The sequence below is a fragment of the Paraburkholderia azotifigens genome (genome assembly GCF_007995085.1).
GTDB classification, from domain to species: Bacteria; Pseudomonadota; Gammaproteobacteria; order Burkholderiales; family Burkholderiaceae; genus Paraburkholderia; species Paraburkholderia azotifigens.
This window is the reverse complement of record NZ_VOQS01000001.1, coordinates 2,371,739-2,388,506: the sequence shown is the minus strand read 5'-3', so window position 1 is coordinate 2,388,506 and position 16,768 is coordinate 2,371,739. Positions and strand designations below refer to the sequence as shown.

Sequence of the window (16,768 nt, the reverse complement as noted above, 5' to 3'; positions counted from 1 at the left end):
CTTCTGCGAAGCACGGCGGCCAGCGTGCCGTGCTTCGCGCGATACGGGAGGTGTAACGTTGCCGGGATACGCCGCACGCTCAGTGCGAGCGGATCATCGTGCCGAACGGCTGTTCCGTCAGAATTTCGAGCAGCACCGAATGCTCGATGCGGCCGTCGATGATGTGCACCGAACGCACGCCGCTCTTCGCGGCGTCGAGCGCCGACGAGATTTTCGGCAGCATGCCGCCCGAGATCGTGCCGTCGGCGAACAGCGCGTCGATTTCGCGCGCGGACAGGTCGGTCAGCAGCGTGCCTTCCTTGTCCATCACGCCGGGGATGTTCGTCATCATCACGAGCTTTTCGGCGTTCAGCACGACAGCCAGCTTGCCCGCAACGAGGTCCGCGTTGATGTTGTACGACAGGCCGTCTTCACCGAAGCCGATCGGCGAGATCACGGGGATGAACGCGTCGTCCTGCAGCGCCTTCACGACGGCCGGGTTGATCGCCTCGACTTCGCCGACCTGGCCGATGTCGATGTACTGGCCCGGGTTGTCGCGGTCCGGCATCAGCAGCTTGCGCGCGTGGATCAGGCCGCCGTCCTTGCCCGTCAGACCGACCGCGTGGCCGCCGAAGTGGTTGATCAGCGTGACGATATCCTGCTGCACTTCACCGCCCAGCACCCATTCGACGACTTCCATCGTCTCTTCGTCGGTGACGCGCATGCCCTGGATGAAGGTGCCCTGTTTGCCGATCTTCTTCAACGCCTGATCGATCTGCGGACCGCCGCCGTGCACGATCACCGGGTTGATGCCGACCAGCTTCAGCAGGATCACGTCGCGCGCGAAACCCTGCTTCAGGCGCTCTTCCGTCATCGCGTTGCCGCCGTATTTGATCACAACGGTCTTGCCGTGGTACTGGCGAATATAGGGCAGCGCCTCGGCGAGAATCTCAGCTTTCAGCGTGGGGGCGATCTGGGACAGGTCGGGGGTTTCGGACATGGCGGCGGCTCGGACGGAAACGGTGAAAACAAGGCCGGATTGTACACAACTGGCGCGGTGCAATAGTGAATTCGACGTGTGCCGCCGCGGGGGTTCCGGGCATTTTTCCGCACTGCGGAAACACGTGCTTTCCACGCAACGGACGACGGGTTGCGACGCCGGTTTTTCATCGCCCGCACGGATGCGATGGAAGGTTTGGGCCGCTGGCGCGCGGGTAAGTTCGCTCGAAGCCGGAAAAGTCGGCCATCTGGAAAAAGCCGGGCATGCCCCGCGAGCGGCGGGCAGACATTTTGCTGGGTCGTCGGAAGTGGCATCATGTCCGAATCAACTGACCGGTTTCATCCCGCTGTCATGAATCCGTCCCCATCCGAATCGCTTGAATCTTCCGTTACGTCGAGCGTGCGCTGCCCGCGCTGCCGCCGCGTGTTCGACTGCGGCGCGCGCGGCGACCGCTCGGCGTGCTGGTGCGCATCGATGCCGGCCTTGCCTGCCGGGGCTTTGGTATCCGGCACAGGCTGTCTGTGTCCCGAATGCCTTGCGGGTGTGATTGCGCGCACGCGCGCCGAAGAAGGCGGCGCGGCGCCGGATTGAGGCGCCGCGCTTATTGGCTGTAGCGAGTGGCTGTAGCGAGCGGCTGTAGCGAGCGGATTACTGCTGGTGCGAAGCGGCCAGTGCGCCGAGATCGTGTGTCAGCCTGTCGAACACGGGCTCCCACTGCGCGAACTGCGCTTGCCGATACAAGGTCGCGCCCGGATACCAGGGGCTGTCCGTGCGATCGAGCAGCCAGACCCAATGCGGATTGACGTCGAGCAGTACCCAGGTGCGCTGCCCGAGCGCGCCGCTCAGATGCGCAACGGATGTGCACACGGTGATCACGAGATCGAGCGCGCTGACGTAGGCCGCCGTGTCGTCGAAGGTTTTGAACGCTGCCGTGTGATCGGTGATATCGAGCCCGGCTGTGCGAGCCGCCGCGACTTCGGCTCCCGCACCTGGCTGCAGCGAATAGAAAGCGACATTGTCGAGTTCGCGGAAATAATCGACGTATCGCTCGAGTCCGACCCGCCGGTATGGGTTGCGCTGATGTCCGTGGCTGCCCGTCCAGACGAGCCCGACCTTGAGCCGGTTCTCGCCTTTGAGGCGCTGACGCCACGCATCGACATCTCGCTGATCGGCGTGCAGATAGGGAACAGTCGACGGAATCGTTTCCTCCCGCGTACCGAACAGCAAGGGCAGCGAGAGCAGCGAGATTTCATAGTCGAACGTCGGCAGATGGTCGACGCCGCCGCCGAGCGTGAACTGATCGGCATGTTGCGCAAGCGCGCGCGAGCAGCGCACCCATCTGCGGAAACGAATTCCACACGAGCCGCCCGCCTTCGCGATGCACCCGCTCGGCCAGCAGCGGAACGTAGCGGCAGAACTGCAGCAGATCGCCCATGCCCTGTTCGCCCCACAGCAGCAGCGTCTTGCCCGCGAGCGATTCGCCGCGCCACATCGGTCCCGGCATGACGGGACGCTTGCCCGCCAGTTCCTTCGATCCGTCCCAGCGCGCCTCATGTTCGCGCCAGCCGTCGGCGTAGTTGCTGCGCAGCAGGTGCAGCATGCTGAGATTGGACAGGAACGATGCGTTGCCGGGCGCCGCGCGATACGCGGCCGATGTGAAGCGTTCGGCCTCTTCCCATTGCTGCGCTTCGCGCAATGTCTGTCCGTGATTGCCGAGCGCGATGGGATTGCCAGGCTGAAGCTCGATTGCGCGCTGCTCGGCTTCGAGCGCGCCGTCGAGATCGAAACCCGCGAGGCGCGACTTCGCGAGATTGATCCACGCGTTGGCATCGTCGGGACTTTCCTGGAGTGCAGCCGACAGCAGAGCAGCTACTTCCGGATCGGCAGGATTCGCCGACATCAACGCTGCTGCCAGATTGTTCCGCAGGCTAGGCAGCTCGGGATCGATCGCGAGCGCCTCGCGATAGGGCGCGACGGCGTCGCTATGCCGATTCATCAGTTGCAGCGTGAGCCCGAGCTGAAAGTGCGTTCTGGGATCGCGCGGCGCGAGCGCGGCGCAGGCCCGGGCAATCGCTTCGGCGTCGGCGGCGTGTTGCCCGGCAAGCAGTTGCGGAATCAGCGCGGCGATGGAATCGACATCCGTCGGAAACAGATGCGAAGCGGCCTGGAGCCAGATGTCGCGTGCCACGCGATCGTTGTGTTCTTGTGCTGCGACAGCTTGACGCAGAAATGTCTGGAAGGAATCCAAAAGAACTTGATATGGATCAAGTGAAGTCTTAAGCATTGGGCGTAAAGAGTGGCGGGCGTACGTTAAACGATAAAGAACACTATAGTTCCCAACATTCGCTAGATGAATAAGACTGGTCCCAACGGGTAAACTTGCAGGATGCACCGCATAACCATCACTGGCCGGGTCAACCTCGGACATCTCTTCTGGCTACGCAGTCTCGCGATCATCGGGCAGCTCGTGACGATTGCGTTCGTCCAGACCTTCGTGGGCGTCAAGCTGCCGTTGCCGGCGATGCTGCTCGTCATCGGGCTCGAAGTGATCTTCAACGGGCTGACCTGGCTGCGCGTCGCGAGCCAGAAGCCCGAATCGAATCTCGAACTGTTCGGGCAGCTGTGGGTCGATCTCGGCGCGCTGTCGGCATTGCTGTTTCTGTCGGGTGGCACAACCAATCCTTTCGTGTCGTTGTATCTGCCATCGCTGGCCATTGCGGCGGCCGTGCTGCCCTGGCATCTGATGGCGTGGCTCGCGGCCTTCGCCGTTGCCTGCTACGCGGTGCTCGGCTTCGAGTCGGTGCCGCTCAATCTCGACAATCCCGCGAATCTGTTCGACTACTACCGCGCCGGCATGTGGGTGAACTTCATGGTCAGCGTCGGCCTGATCGCGTGGTTCGTGGCGCGCATGTCGCGGGCGTTGCGTCAGCGCGATACGGCGCTCGGCGATGCGCAGCAGCGTCTGTTGCGCGACGAGCGCGCAGTAGCGCTGGGCGTGCAGGCCGCGACGGTTGCACATGAAATCGGCACGCCGTTGTCGACCATCGCGATGCTCACGGAAGAACTGCGCGACGCCGCGCGCAGCGACGATGGCCTCAAGCCCTACGCCGCCGACCTCGACATCCTCGACCAGCAGATGACGCTGTGCACGTCGGCGCTCGCGCGTCTGCGGAGTCGCGCATCGACCCAGGGCAGCCGCCAGCGCGTCGACGAATGGCTCGACTCGTTCGCCGACCAGTGGCGCCTGCGGCATCCGCATGTGAAATTCGAGCGTCTCGGCGAGCCGCCTGCGAACGTCGGTCTCGACGATACCGTCGCCGTCAGCCAGATTCTCACGATCCTGCTCGACAACGCCGCGCGCGCGAGCCGCGATCACGTGACGCTGGCGGCGAAGCTGGTCGAGCCCGCGTCGATCGAATTCGAAGTCTGCGACGCCGGTCCCGGCGTGCCGGCCGCGCTGCGCGGGTTGCTGGGTGCGGCGCCCGTCGACAGCACGCAGGGCGGACACGGCGTCGGGCTGTATCTGGCGTTTTCGGCGGCGGCGCGGCTCGGCGGATCGATCGAGCTCACCGACGTCAGTGAAATCAAGCCGCGCGGCACACGCGCGGTGTTGCGGTTGCCTTTGGCCCGCGAGCAAACGGGCGCGGGCCGGCAGGGCGCCGCGTCGTCCAATACGGAGAAACAAGCATGAGCGACAAGAATTTTCTGGTTATCGACGACGATGAAGTGTTCTCCGGCATCCTGGCGCGCGGCCTGACGCGCCGCGGCTTTACCGTGTCCGAGGCGCACAACGCCGACGAAGCGATTCGCCTCGCGAACCAGCAGAAGTTCGGGCAGATCACCGTCGATCTGCACCTCGGCAACGATTCTGGGCTGAACCTCGTCGCGCCGCTGCGCGACCTGCAGCCGAACGCCCGGATGCTGGTGCTGACGGGCTACGCGAGCATCGCGACGGCCGTCCAGGCGGTGAAGGATGGCGCCGACAACTACCTCGCCAAGCCCGCGAACGTCGAAACGATTCTGTCGGCGCTGCAAACGGAAGCGAGCGCATTGCAGGCAGAGGAGGCGATCGAGAACCCGACGCCGCTGTCGGTGGCGCGGCTCGAGTGGGAGCACATTCAGCGTGTGCTCGCCGAGAACGGCGGCAATATCTCGGCGACGGCGCGCGCGCTGAACATGCATCGGCGCACGTTGCAGCGCAAGCTGGCGAAGCGGCCCGTCAAGCAGTGACGTAGCCTTTTCAAGCGGCATGAAAAAAGGCGGCGTTCCATCGGAACGCCGCCTTTTGCTTTTGAATTGCGGGTTGCCGCGTTACAGCACGTAGCGCGACAGATCCTCGTCTTGCGCGACGTCGTTCAGCGCACGGTCGACATAGGCCGCGTCGATCAGCACGCTCTTGCCGGTGTGGTTGCCCGCCGAGAACGACACTTCTTCGAGCAGCTTTTCGATCACCGTATAGAGGCGGCGTGCGCCGATGTTCTCTGTCTTCTCGTTCACCGAATACGCGATTTCCGCTAGACGGCGGATGCCGTCGTCGGCGAATTCGAGGTGCACGTCTTCCGTTGCGAGCAGCGCCTGATATTGCTTGACGAGGCTGGCGTCGGTGGCGACGAGAATCGATTCGAAGTCCTTCACCGACAGCGAATCCAGTTCGACGCGAATCGGGAAGCGCCCTTGCAATTCGGGAATCAGATCGCTCGGCTTCGCCAGATGGAACGCCCCGCTCGCGATGAACAGGATGTGATCCGTCTTCACCATCCCATACTTCGTGTTGATCGTCGTGCCTTCGACGAGCGGCAGCAAATCGCGCTGCACACCCTGGCGCGAGACCTCGCCGCCACCCGCTTCGCTGCGCGCCGCGATCTTGTCGATTTCATCGAGGAACACGATGCCGTTCTGCTCGACATTCTGCACGGCCTTTGTCTTGACCTCTTCGTCGTTCAGCATCTTCGCGGCTTCTTCGTCGGTCAGGAGCTTGAGCGCCTCCTTCACCTTCATCTTGCGGCGCGTCTTCTTGCCGCCGCCGAGGTTCGCGAACATCGAGCGGATCTGCTCGGTCATGTCTTCCATGCCCGGCGGGCCCATGATGTCCATGGTCGGCGTCTGCATTTCGATGTCGAGCTCGATCTCTTTATCGTCGAGCGCGCCTTCGCGCAGGCGTTTGCGGAACGTCTGACGCGTCGTGTTCGACTCGTCGCCGCTCGCTTCGCTCGTGCCGGAACCGAAGCCCACGGTGCTGCGCGCGCCCGGCAGCAGGATATCGAGGATACGGTCTTCGGCGAGGTCTTCCGCCTTCGTGCGGACCTTGCGCATTTCGGTTTCGCGCGTCTGCTTGACGGAGATTTCGATCAGGTCGCGCACGATGCTGTCGACGTCGCGGCCCACATAACCGACTTCCGTGAACTTGGTCGCTTCGATCTTGATGAACGGCGCGTCGGCGAGCTTGGCGAGGCGCCGCGCGATTTCCGTCTTGCCGACGCCCGTCGGCCCGATCATTAGAATGTTCTTCGGCGTGATTTCCTGACGTAGCGGCTCGGCGACCTGCTGACGGCGCCAGCGATTGCGCAGCGCGACGGCAACCGCCTTCTTCGCGCGATGCTGGCCGATGATGTGCTTGTCGAGTTCCGAGACGATCTCGGCGGGAGTCATGGTGCTCATCGTGTGTCCTTACTCGATCGTCTCGATGACGCGGTTGTGGTTCGTGTAGATACACATGTCGCCGGCAATCTCCAGCGCCTTTTCGACGATCTCGCGGGGCGAAAGATCCGTGTTGTCGGCGAGCGCCTTGGCTGCCGCCTGCGCGTACGCACCGCCCGAGCCGATCGCGCAGATGCCGCCTTCGGGATCGAGCACGTCGCCGTTACCTGTGATGACGAGCGTGGTGGTCGCATCGGCCGTGATCAGCATGGCTTCGAGACGGCGCAGCATGCGGTCGGTGCGCCAGTCTTTGGCAAGTTCGACGGCAGCGCGCGTGAGATTGCCCTGGTGTTTTTCGAGCTTGGCTTCGAAGCGGTCGAGCAGCGAGAACGCGTCGGCCGTGCCGCCCGCGAAGCCGACGAGCACCTTGTTGTTGAAGATGCGCCGGACCTTCTTCGCGCCGCCTTTCATGACGATATTGCCCAGCGTGACCTGGCCGTCGCCGCCGAGCGCGACCTTGTCGCCGCGGCGCACGGAGACGATCGTCGTGCCGTGAAATTGCTCCATATGCGTTCCTTTTGTAAAGCAAGGGGGGACGCGGAAGCGCCAATGCGCAACCACGGAATCCGAGAGCGGACGGCGCGCGATGCCGGGTGCCGCGCGCGCGTGCAACGCATGTCGGGATTATTTTAGGGCGTGCGCGGACTTATCAAGAGCCGATGTGGAATGAGCGCGAGAAAAGGCGTGTGCGCTATAGGACGCGGGTTCGCCGCGGTAAAACGTGCTGACGATTCGTTCGCGCATGGCCGTATGCAATGCGCATTTACCGATCTCCCGTCAGAGATTCGGGCGAGCGTGCACCGAAACGCGCGGCGCAAAAGAAAAAGAGGCGCACGATTCACCGTGCGCCTCTGACGAAGCGTATCTGGGGCGCGGACCCCGAAAACCGCGCCGCCCGTCGATCAGTCGCCGAACAGCTTCTGGCGCAGTTCGCGGCGTTCCTGTGCTTCGAGCGACAGGGTGGCGGTCGGACGCGCGAGCAGGCGGGGAATGCCGATCGGCTCGCCCGTTTCCTCGCACCAGCCGTACTCGCCCGATTCGATGCGCGCGATGGATTGCTGCACCTTCTTCAGCAGCTTGCGCTCGCGGTCGCGCGTGCGCAGTTCCAGCGCATGCTCTTCCTCGATCGTCGCGCGGTCGGCCGGGTCTGGCACGATCACGGTTTCGCGGAGGTTCTCGGTCGTCTGGCCGGCATTGCGGAGGATGTCCGCCTGCAGCTGTTCGAGCCGGTTCTTGAAGAAAGCGAGCTGATCCTCATTCATGTAATCCTTGTCGCTCATCTTCAGGATTTCGGCTTCGGTCAAGAGTCGTTTCGTCGTCATCTGGCTTGCTTCTTCAATGTGAGGCAAATCATTGCCCGCACTTTCGTGTTGCCCGCAAAGGCGCCTCGATGACGCTCAAATGAGCGCCGGCGAACACGGACGGTGGGCTGTCGTGACGCCGAAGCGCCGGTGCGGGGCCGAACTCCTCTGGAAACCGATTCTTCCCATGCTCCTGAGGCAATGCTTCCCGGCAGCGCGTTATGAGCCGGAATGTGCTGGCCGGCATATCGGCGATGTCCCCGGATCAGATTTTCCGGCGCCGTTTTCGGCCCGGCACGGCTGCAACGCGACTTCGCGCTTTAAACCGGGCAATTCGTTCTCATTCTCCAGCGGGGCCGTATTGTAACTGAATCACAATACGAATCAGCAAGCGAGGGAAATCCCTGCCGCAAACTCCACTTATCGTGAAAATATAACGCGCTGTTCACTAAAAAGCGATGGTCGTGCACGTATTCTCGCAACAGGGTTTTCACGTGCTTTGACCGCAAACCGACTGTTAAATTGCCGTGCTTGTGTTTTTGCGGTCTTTTTCGCGCTTCAGACGCGAGCAAATGGCGAGCAATGACGTTCAGCGGCGGGCGCCGAAGCGCCCGCCCGCGGACTGCAGTTGAACAGAGAACGAATCAGACGAGGCAGGCTTCAAGACCGTCGGTAATCAGGTCTTGCGGCAGTTCGATGCCGATGAACACCATCTTGTTCGTCTTTTTCTCGATGGGTTGCCACTTGGCGGCCAGATCGCTGCCCATCATCTGGTGCACGCCCTGGAAGACGACCTTGCGATCGACGCCCTTCATGTACAGCACGCCCTTATAGCGCAGCAGGCGCTCGCCATAGATCTGCAGAATGCCGCCGAGGAAGTCTTCGAGCTTGTTCGGGTCGAACGGGCGGTCGCTGCGGAAAACGAACGACTTGATCTTGTCGTCGTGGTGCGCGTGATGATGGTGATGATGACCGTGGTCGTGGCCTTCGTGATCGCAATGGCCATGATCGTGATCGCAGTTCGCGTGATCGTGATGCGCGTGATCGTGTTCGTCTTCCGCGAGGAAGTCCGGGTCGATTTCCAGCTTCGCGTTCAGGTTGAAGCCGCGCAGATCGAAGATTTCCTTGATGTCCGCTTCGCCGAAATTGACGACGCGAATCTGCGCCTTCGGGTTCATGTGCAGCAGACGGTGGCGCAGGTCGCCCAGCACCGCTTCGTCGACAAGATCCGACTTCGTGACGAACAGCCGGTCCGCGAAACCGACCTGACGCTGCACGACTTCGTGCTCGTCCAGCTGATGATTGCCGTGCTTCGCGTCGACGAGCGTGATGATGGCGTCGAGCAGGAATTCGTCGGCGATCTGGTTATCCATGAAAAAGGTCTGCGCGACGGGGCCGGGGTTGGCGAGACCCGTCGTTTCGATCACGACGCGGTCGAAGTCGAGCTTGCCTTCCTGCTTTTGCGCTGCGAGGTCGCCGAGCACGCGCGCGAGGTCGCCGCGGATCGTGCAGCAGATGCAGCCGTTGCTCATCTGGATGATCTGCTCGCCCGTGTCCTGCACGAGGATGTCGTTGTCGATGTTCTCTTCGCCGAACTCGTTTTCGATCACGGCGATCTTCATGCCGTGCTTCTCGTTCAGGATGCGCTTGAGCAGCGTGGTTTTGCCGCTGCCGAGAAAGCCGGTCAGGATAGTGACGGGAATCATGTTGTTCGCCATGTGGAGTCGCCTTGTGTTCGTCGATCTGGGTACGGACCGCGCTGCGCGCTGGGCCCGAACCGCAGGAATTCAGCAGAATATTGAAGCATAACTGCGCGGACGCCGCTGTCCGGCTGTCAGTGCCCCGCCGATGCCAGGGAAATAACGCCTAACTATGGGCGATCACGCGATTTGCAACAATAGGCCTTTCAGATATTCGCCTTCCGGGAACGCCGTCAGCAGCGGATGATCGACGCCCGCGCCGAGGCGCCTGAGAATGCGCGCATCGACACGCGCGTCGGCGGCCGCGCCGGCGACGATCTTCTGGAACAGTTCAGCATCGATCGCGCCCGAGCACGAGTACGTGAAAAGCAGGCCGCCCGGACGCAGCAGCTTGAGACCGGTGAGGTTGATGTCCTTGTAAGCGCGCGCGGCCCGGTCCACATGCTCGCGCGACGGCGCGAACTTCGGCGGATCGAGCACGATCAGGTCGAAGCGCTCGCCTTCGTCGTAGAGGCGCCGCAGCGTCTTGAACGCGTCGGCGTCGAGCCACGTCGCACGTTCGGCGTCGAAGCCGTTGGCCTTCACGTTTTCCTGCGCGAGCGCCAGCGCCTCGCCGGACGAATCGATCGATACCACGCGCTTCGCCCCGCCCTTGAGCGCCGCGAGCGAGAAGCCGCCCGTGTAGCAGAAGCAGTTCAATACGTCGCGGTCTTTCGACAGTTGCTGCACCAGCGCGCGGTTGTCGCGCTGGTCGACGTAGAAGCCCGTCTTGTGGCCGTTACGCACGTCGACGTGATAGCGCACGCCGTTTTCGCTCGCGATCAGCGTCTCGGGCGGCGCGTCGCCGGCGAGCACGCCCATGGTCTGTTCGAGCCCTTCCTTTTCGCGGATCGACACGTCCGAGCGCTCATAAACGTTCGGGCAACCCGTCGCGCCGGTCAGCGCCTGCACGATCGCGTCTTTCCACGCTTCGACGCCCGCCGCCATGAACTGGCAGACGATCTGGCCGCGCTTCGTCGCGTCGTCCTGGATGTAGTAATCGACGATCAAGCCCGGCAGCCCGTCGGCCTCGCCGAAGATCAGGCGCGTCGCGCCTGTGTCGTGCACCATCGCCTGACGATGCGCGAGCGCGCGCTGCACGCGGCGCTTGAAGAACGCGTGATCGACGGGCTCGTTCTCGTCGAAACTCCAGACGCGCGCGCGGATCTGCGAATGCGGGCTATAGGCGGCGCGCGCCAGGAAGCGGCCGTCGTGCGCGCGCACCAGCACAGTGGCGCCGGCGGCGGGCTTGCCGTCGACGCGGTCGATCGCGTTCGCGTAGACCCACGGATGGCGGCGCAGCAGCGACTTTTCTTTCGACGGTTTCAGCGTAACGGTATTCATGACTTCGTGAGAATTTCAGCAGAACAATGCGCCGCCCGAAGCGGCAAAGCAGGGTTGACCGGCCGCCCGATACGCGTCGGGCAGCGTCAGTCGCGTTTTTTGGCGCGCGGATGCGCCTGATCGTAGATTCGCGCGAGGTGCTGGAAATCGAGGCCGGTGTAGACCTGCGTCGCGGCGATGCTCGCGTGGCCGAGCAGTTCCTGCACCGCGCGCAGGTCGCCACTCGACTGCAGCACGTGCGTCGCGAACGAATGGCGCAGCACGTGCGGATGGACGTTCGCGGGAATGCCCGCCGTGAGCGCCGCGCGTTTCACGCGGTCGCGGACCACGTTCGGCGACATCCGGTTGCCGCGCACCGATACGAACAGCGGATGCGGATCGCGCTTCACCAGTTCGCCGCGCACGGCGAGCCAGGCGCGCAAGGCTTCGAGCGCCTTGCTTCCGACAGGCACCGAGCGCCGCCGGTTGCCCTTGCCGAGCACTTCGACCTCGGCTTCATCGAGTTTCAGCCAGCCAGTCGACCGATAACCGTCGACATCGGCGAACTGCACGTCGAGACCGACCAGTTCCGACAGGCGCAGGCCCGACGAGTAAAACAGTTCGAGCATCGCGTGATCGCGCAGCCCTTCCGCCGTGGCCGTCGCGGGCGATTCCATCAGCTTGTGCGTGTCGTCGACGGACAACGCCTTCGGCAGCGTTTTCGCGCGTTTCGGTGCGCGCACTGTCGCGACGGGGTTCGCGGGCAGTTCGATGCGGCCGGCGAGCCAGCGGTAAAAAGCTCGCCACGCGGACAGCCGGTGCCCGATCGAGCGCGCCGACAGCCCGCCCGCATGCGCGCGCGCGACGGCGCCGCGGATGTCGGTGGCCGTGAGGCTTTCGAGCGGCCGGCCGTTCGCGAGCTTTTTCAGTTCGTCGAGTTCGTGCGTGTAAGCGCGCAGCGTATGTGCCGACAACCGCCGTTCGTGCTCGAGGCTCGACAGATAGGTGGCGATCGGGTCGGCGGATGTCACGTCGGGGCGCTCAGCGCGGCAGCAGACGGCTCAGCGCAGCGCTCGCGAGCGCGCCGATCTGCGTGAGGAAGTCGGTGGCCATGCCGTCGTGAAAGCGGCGCGGATCGGGCGAACCCATCACGAGCAGGCCGAACGCGGCGGCGTCATTCGATGCCTCGGGGTCGCGCAGTGCGATCAGCGCGATCGATTCGGTGCCGTTGCCGTTTGCAGCCGCGCCTTCGCCCGACGCCGCGGATTCACCGGCAACGGCCGACACGGCCGGCGTCAGCCACTGCGCCGCCTCGAAGCCCGTATTCGCGCCGCAGTACGGTGTGGCGAGGCTATTCGCGAAGATGCGCACTTCCTCGCCGACCTGGCGCGTGAAATCCGCCTGTGAGTAGGGTCCCGACACTTCCCACACGCGCAGCGCCGCCTGCGGCACATCGAACACATCGCGCAGACCGCCCGAGATCGTGCGCGGCAGCGCACCCGGATCGCGTTCTGCCATCACGCGCGTCGTCCAGCGGCCGAACTTCGACGCGATACTGTCGTTCTCGTGCCCGTAGCGCAGCAGTTCGGCGAGACGCCGCTCGAGGTGCTTGTTCTTCTCGCGCAGCATGTCCATCTGACGTTCCTGCAGCGAGACGGCAGCTTTGCCGTGCGGGTTCGCGAGCCGCACGGAAGCGAGCAGTTCGGCGTGCTCGGCGAAGAATTCGGGGTTGGCTAGCAGGTAGTCGGCGACTTCGCGATCGTTCATGGTTTCAGCTTAAAGGTTGCGCGCTTCTTTGCTGTCGGTCGTGCTGCTGCGCCGCGCGGTTCAGCCTGCGCGCGACGGTGAGAAATTCAGTCGGCCAGTTCGATCTCGCCTTCGAACACGGTGGCGGCCGGGCCCGCCATCATCAGCGGCGACGCGGATTCGCCGTTCCACGTGATGGTCAGCGTGCCGCCGTGCGTATGAACGATGACGGGCGCATCCAGCAGGCCGCGGCGAATACCTGCCGCGACGGCCGCGCACGCGCCCGTGCCGCACGCAAGCGTTTCGCCCGCGCCGCGTTCGTAGACGCGCAGCTTCACTTCGTTGCGCCCGACGATCTGCATGAAGCCCGCATTCACCCGCTGCGGGAAGCGCGGATGGCTTTCGATCACCGGCCCGTCGACGAGCACGGGGAACGCATCGACGTCGTCCACCACCTGCACCGCGTGCGGATTGCCCATCGACACGACGGAGACCCAGCGCGTCGCGCCGTTGATGTCGAGCGGATAGAGCGTGTCGCCGGCTTCGCGGCGTGCGTCGAGGCCGCTCGCGTCGAACGGCACCTGGGCCGGCTCGAACACGGGCGCGCCCATATCGACGACGACTTCGCCGTTGTCCTGCATGGTCAGCGTGATCACGCCGTTCTGGACCTGCACGCGGACGCTGCGCTTGTCAGTGAGACGCGCGTCGCGCACGAACTTGACGAAGCAGCGCGCGCCGTTGCCGCAATGCTCGACCTCGCCGCCGTCGCAGTTGAAGATGCGGTATCTGAAATCGACACCGTCGACGGTCGGCTTTTCGACTACCAGCAGCTGGTCCGCGCCGACGCCGAAATGCCGGTTCGCGAGCGCGCGCACCTGCGTTTCAGTCAGGTTGAGCGGTTGCGTGTAGCCGTCGAGCACGACGAAGTCGTTGCCCGCGCCGTGCATTTTGGTGAATTTCAGTTTCATGCCGCTATTGTAAGTGACTGTCCGTGCGTCTCGCCCGTTCGGCGTCGACGCGCTTCAGTAAAAGCTCGGGTCGCCGGGCGGGCGGGTCTTGAAGCGCTTGTGCACCCAGTAGTACTGCTCGGGAATGCGCGGAATCTGCTCTTCGAGAAACGCGTTCATGCGGCGGGCGTCGGCGTCGTCGTCGCCCGTCGGATAGTTGTCCCACGGCTTGAAGACCCGCAGCCGGTAGCCCTTGTAGTTCGGCAGCACTTCGCCGATGAACGGCACCACCTGCGCGTGCCCGACCTTCGCGAGGCGCCCGACGGCCGTCAGCGTGCAGGTCGGTACGCCGAAGAACGGCACGAAGGTTGAATTGCGGATGCCGTAGTCCATGTCGGCGCCGAGCATCACCGGCTTGCGGTCGCGCAGCCAGCGCAGCACGATCCGCGCGCTGTCGGCCCGGCTTGCCATTTCGGCGTCGAACCGGCCGCGCTGCGCTTTGGCGACGGCTTCGAGCTGCTCGTTCGACATCGGCTGATACAGCGAGCCGCACGGCCGCTTCAGCGAATAATTGAGGAAGATCGAACCGGCCTCGATGCCGACGAAGTGAAAGCCCAGAAACAGTGTGGGCGGCAGATTCGGGTCCGTGAGATCGATTTCGCTGTCGAGCTGAATCAGCTTTTCCAGCTTCTTCGCCGAGCCGAACCACTGCACGCTGCGCTCCAGATAGCTGCGGATCGCATGCCGGAAGTGCTTCTGCGCGACTTCCTCGCGACGCTCGTCGCTCCATTCGGGGAAGCACAGCTTCAGGTTGATATGGACGATACGGCGACGGCGGCTCGGAATCTGGTACAGCAGCCAGCCGAGGCCGTCGCCCAGCCGGGCGACGAAGCCGTACGGCAGCAGCGCGAACAGTTTGAGCAGACCGATGGCGAATGTGACGCCCAGACGGCTCAGCATGCGACGGCTCCCCTATGTGCGCGAGACCGCACGGGGTAAAGAAAAACGGCGAAGTAGACGATATACCGCACGCGCAGGCACTCTGTGACAATTGAAAGAAGTCGCTATAATAAGGGCTTCGCCGAGTTAATAGACAACTTGCGGGGCGAAGCCGACGGACGTTTATCTTTCAGATAGTCGCCCGGCGGTCAGGAAATCCGCTAAAGCGTCGCCGCTTCAGGCTCGAAGCAGGCTACGTGAAACTCAACCGTAACCAACAAGGAGCCTGTAACGTGGCTAACGACTACCTCTTCACTTCTGAATCCGTCTCCGAAGGGCATCCGGACAAGGTCGCCGACCAGATCTCGGACGCCATTCTCGACGCGATCCTCGCCCAGGACAAATATTCGCGCGTTGCCGCGGAAACGCTGTGCAACACGGGTCTCGTCGTGCTGGCGGGTGAAATCACCACGACGGCCAACGTCGACTACATCCAGGTCGCGCGCGAAACCATCAAGCGCATCGGCTACGACAACACGGACTACGGCATCGACTACCGCGGCTGCGCGGTGCTCGTCGCGTACGACAAGCAGTCGCCGGACATCGCGCAAGGCGTCGACCGCGCGCACGACAACAACCTCGATCAGGGCGCCGGCGACCAGGGCCTGATGTTCGGCTACGCGTGCGACGAAACGCCCGAACTGATGCCGCTGCCGATCCACCTGTCGCACCGTCTCGTCGAGCGCCAGGCGAATCTGCGCCGCGACGGCCGTCTCCCCTGGCTGCGTCCGGACGCGAAGTCGCAGGTCACGGTCCGCTATGTCGACGGCAAGCCGCACTCGATCGACACCGTCGTGCTGTCCACCCAGCACGCACCGGAAATCGAACTGGCGCAACTGCGCGAAGCCGTGATCGAAGAAGTCATCAAGCCGACGCTGCCGGCTGAACTGATCAAGGGCGACATCAAGTTCCTCGTGAACCCGACCGGCCGGTTCGTGATCGGCGGCCCGCAGGGCGACTGCGGCCTGACGGGCCGCAAGATCATCGTCGATACGTACGGCGGCGCGGCTCCGCACGGCGGCGGCGCGTTCTCGGGCAAGGATCCGTCGAAGGTCGACCGCTCGGCTGCGTACGCCGGCCGCTATGTCGCGAAGAACATCGTCGCCGCGGGTCTGGCATCGCGCGCGCTGATCCAGGTGTCGTACGCAATTGGCGTTGCGCAACCGACGTCGGTGATGGTCAACACATTCGGCACGGGCCGCGTGTCGGATGCGACGATCACGCGCCTGGTTCAGGAACACTTCGATCTGCGTCCGAAGGGCATCATCCAGATGCTCGACCTGCTGCGCCCGGTCTACGAAAAGACGGCTGCCTACGGCCACTTCGGCCGCGAAGAGCCGGAATTCACGTGGGAAGCCACCGACAAGGCGCTCGCGCTGGCTGAAGCGGCCGGCACGGAGCCGGTTGCCGCTCTCGCCTGAACGAAGATGCGAGCGATCCGCGCGGCCGAATGTCGCGCGCGTCGCGCGGTATCCGTTCCGAAGCGAGCTGCAAAAGAGAACGCCCTGCATGCAAACGCATGCAGGGCGTTTTTTCTGACGCGCGCGCCAACGATCTGGCGGGCGCTATCGCGCGTCCGCTGTAACCCGAGGGCGTCTAAGACCCGGCGAGCGCTCAGTGCGCAAACGCGAACCAGCCTTCGCTCGTCGTCGACAGGCGTCGCGGGCGGCGGCTCGTCGCACGCGGCACACTGGCGGCCTTCGCAGCGCGCGGCGACACGCCGAGCATCCGCACGGGCGAGGGGTTGCGCAGCAGCGTGCGCAGCGACAGACGCCGCGACGCGCCCTGTATGCGCAACGCGCTGAAGAAGGTGCGGAACCAGAAGCGCACGCTATCGACGGGCTTCACGTCGCGCAGTTGCTCGGCGAGCGCACGCGTGCGCGCGGAATGGTGGCGAAGGGCACGCACCATATGGCGGCGTGCGGGACGCGCGGCATTGAACGCGCGGCTGAGTCGAGTGCTGAATGGACTGTGCATGGCTCAAAGATCAGGCTGCGTGGGCCGCTTGGCGAGCGACGAAAAGTGCCGCAAAAGCAG

15 protein-coding genes and 1 pseudogene are annotated in these 16,768 nt (G+C 63.9%); 4 read left to right on the top strand and 12 right to left on the bottom strand.

The features are described from left to right. Window positions 1-79: 79 nt before the first annotated feature. The gene (gene argB, locus FRZ40_RS10625) at window positions 80-979 is read right to left on the bottom strand and encodes an acetylglutamate kinase (RefSeq protein ID WP_028363874.1); all 900 of its coding nucleotides are present in this window, start codon (window positions 977-979) and stop codon (window positions 80-82) included. A gap of 315 nt (window positions 980-1,294) precedes the next feature. Here argB and FRZ40_RS10620 point away from each other — a divergent pair, with 315 nt between their 5' ends. Continuing rightward, the gene (locus FRZ40_RS10620) at window positions 1,295-1,570 is read left to right on the top strand and encodes a cysteine-rich CWC family protein (RefSeq protein ID WP_420873852.1); all 276 of its coding nucleotides are present in this window, start codon (window positions 1,295-1,297) and stop codon (window positions 1,568-1,570) included. Window positions 1,571-1,627: 57 nt separating this feature from the next. Here FRZ40_RS10620 and FRZ40_RS10615 read toward each other — a convergent pair. Next, a pseudogene (locus FRZ40_RS10615) lies at window positions 1,628-3,263 on the bottom strand (tetratricopeptide repeat protein). 102 nt (window positions 3,264-3,365) lie between these two features. On the opposite strand from FRZ40_RS10615, the gene FRZ40_RS10610 reads away from it, so the two are divergent. Both FRZ40_RS10610 and FRZ40_RS10605 read left to right on the top strand, forming a co-directional pair. Further along, window positions 3,366-4,670, top strand: a complete 1,305-nt coding sequence (locus tag FRZ40_RS10610; RefSeq protein WP_147234077.1) for an ATP-binding protein — start codon at window positions 3,366-3,368, stop codon at window positions 4,668-4,670. After that, on the top strand, window positions 4,667-5,209 hold the full coding sequence (locus FRZ40_RS10605; RefSeq protein WP_007743952.1) for a response regulator transcription factor: 543 nt from the start codon (window positions 4,667-4,669) through the stop codon (window positions 5,207-5,209). The genes FRZ40_RS10610 and FRZ40_RS10605 overlap by 4 nt, the downstream gene beginning before the upstream one ends. A gap of 81 nt (window positions 5,210-5,290) precedes the next feature. On the opposite strand, the gene hslU is transcribed toward FRZ40_RS10605, so the two are convergent. The 9 genes from hslU to FRZ40_RS10560 form a co-directional block, all read right to left on the bottom strand. Further along, window positions 5,291-6,637, bottom strand: coding sequence for an ATP-dependent protease ATPase subunit HslU (gene hslU / locus FRZ40_RS10600; protein WP_028363870.1), 1,347 nt, complete (start codon window positions 6,635-6,637; stop codon window positions 5,291-5,293). A 9-nt stretch (window positions 6,638-6,646) separates the two neighbouring features. Next, window positions 6,647-7,183: an ATP-dependent protease subunit HslV gene (hslV, locus tag FRZ40_RS10595; protein WP_028363869.1), complete on the bottom strand. Its 537-nt coding sequence runs from the start codon at window positions 7,181-7,183 to the stop codon at window positions 6,647-6,649. 395 nt (window positions 7,184-7,578) lie between these two features. Further along, the gene (dksA, locus tag FRZ40_RS10590; RefSeq protein WP_012399496.1) at window positions 7,579-7,998 is read right to left on the bottom strand and encodes an RNA polymerase-binding protein DksA; all 420 of its coding nucleotides are present in this window, start codon (window positions 7,996-7,998) and stop codon (window positions 7,579-7,581) included. Between the two features lie 623 nt (window positions 7,999-8,621). Continuing rightward, window positions 8,622-9,683 carry a CobW family GTP-binding protein gene (locus FRZ40_RS10585; RefSeq protein ID WP_193567005.1) on the bottom strand — a complete coding sequence of 354 codons (1,062 nt, stop codon included), beginning with the start codon at window positions 9,681-9,683 and terminating at the stop codon, window positions 8,622-8,624. Window positions 9,684-9,857: 174 nt separating this feature from the next. Beyond that, complete coding sequence (locus FRZ40_RS10580) at window positions 9,858-11,060, bottom strand: class I SAM-dependent rRNA methyltransferase (RefSeq protein ID WP_147234075.1); 1,203 nt, start codon at window positions 11,058-11,060, stop codon at window positions 9,858-9,860. 86 nt (window positions 11,061-11,146) lie between these two features. Then, a complete protein-coding gene (gene xerC / locus FRZ40_RS10575) occupies window positions 11,147-12,070 on the bottom strand; it encodes a tyrosine recombinase XerC (RefSeq protein ID WP_147234074.1) in 924 nt (307 codons plus the stop codon). A 10-nt stretch (window positions 12,071-12,080) separates the two neighbouring features. Then, window positions 12,081-12,806: a DUF484 family protein gene (locus tag FRZ40_RS10570; RefSeq protein WP_028363865.1), complete on the bottom strand. Its 726-nt coding sequence runs from the start codon at window positions 12,804-12,806 to the stop codon at window positions 12,081-12,083. A gap of 86 nt (window positions 12,807-12,892) precedes the next feature. Further along, a complete protein-coding gene (gene dapF / locus FRZ40_RS10565; RefSeq protein WP_147234073.1) occupies window positions 12,893-13,753 on the bottom strand; it encodes a diaminopimelate epimerase in 861 nt (286 codons plus the stop codon). A 54-nt stretch (window positions 13,754-13,807) separates the two neighbouring features. Next, window positions 13,808-14,692, bottom strand: coding sequence for a lipid A biosynthesis lauroyl acyltransferase (locus tag FRZ40_RS10560; protein WP_147234072.1), 885 nt, complete (start codon window positions 14,690-14,692; stop codon window positions 13,808-13,810). Window positions 14,693-14,964: 272 nt separating this feature from the next. On the opposite strand from FRZ40_RS10560, the gene metK reads away from it, so the two are divergent. Next, entirely contained in the window at window positions 14,965-16,152 is a 1,188-nt protein-coding gene (metK, locus tag FRZ40_RS10555) for a methionine adenosyltransferase (protein WP_147234071.1), read from the top strand. Window positions 16,153-16,345: 193 nt separating this feature from the next. Here metK and FRZ40_RS10550 read toward each other — a convergent pair whose 3' ends face one another. Then, entirely contained in the window at window positions 16,346-16,708 is a 363-nt protein-coding gene (locus FRZ40_RS10550) for a hypothetical protein (RefSeq protein ID WP_147234070.1), read from the bottom strand. Window positions 16,709-16,768 lie beyond the last annotated feature (60 nt).

Excerpts from the sequence above, each read along its gene's own strand:
- FRZ40_RS10610 (WP_147234077.1), top strand. The coding sequence starts at position 3,366 with ATGCACCGCATAACCATCACTGGCCGGGTCAACCTCGGACATCTCTTC.
- hslV (WP_028363869.1), bottom strand. The coding sequence starts at position 7,183 with ATGGAGCAATTTCACGGCACGACGATCGTCTCCGTGCGCCGCGGCGAC.
- FRZ40_RS10585 (WP_193567005.1), bottom strand. The coding sequence starts at position 9,683 with ATGATTCCCGTCACTATCCTGACCGGCTTTCTCGGCAGCGGCAAAACC.
- FRZ40_RS10620 (WP_420873852.1), top strand. The coding sequence starts at position 1,295 with ATGTCCGAATCAACTGACCGGTTTCATCCCGCTGTCATGAATCCGTCC.
- argB (WP_028363874.1), bottom strand. The coding sequence starts at position 979 with ATGTCCGAAACCCCCGACCTGTCCCAGATCGCCCCCACGCTGAAAGCT.
- hslU (WP_028363870.1), bottom strand. The coding sequence starts at position 6,637 with ATGAGCACCATGACTCCCGCCGAGATCGTCTCGGAACTCGACAAGCAC.
- FRZ40_RS10550 (WP_147234070.1), bottom strand. The coding sequence starts at position 16,708 with ATGCACAGTCCATTCAGCACTCGACTCAGCCGCGCGTTCAATGCCGCG.
- dksA (WP_012399496.1), bottom strand. The coding sequence starts at position 7,998 with ATGACGACGAAACGACTCTTGACCGAAGCCGAAATCCTGAAGATGAGC.
- FRZ40_RS10605 (WP_007743952.1), top strand. The coding sequence starts at position 4,667 with ATGAGCGACAAGAATTTTCTGGTTATCGACGACGATGAAGTGTTCTCC.
- FRZ40_RS10570 (WP_028363865.1), bottom strand. The coding sequence starts at position 12,806 with ATGAACGATCGCGAAGTCGCCGACTACCTGCTAGCCAACCCCGAATTC.
- FRZ40_RS10580 (WP_147234075.1), bottom strand. The coding sequence starts at position 11,060 with ATGAATACCGTTACGCTGAAACCGTCGAAAGAAAAGTCGCTGCTGCGC.
- FRZ40_RS10560 (WP_147234072.1), bottom strand. The coding sequence starts at position 14,692 with ATGCTGAGCCGTCTGGGCGTCACATTCGCCATCGGTCTGCTCAAACTG.
- dapF (WP_147234073.1), bottom strand. The coding sequence starts at position 13,753 with ATGAAACTGAAATTCACCAAAATGCACGGCGCGGGCAACGACTTCGTC.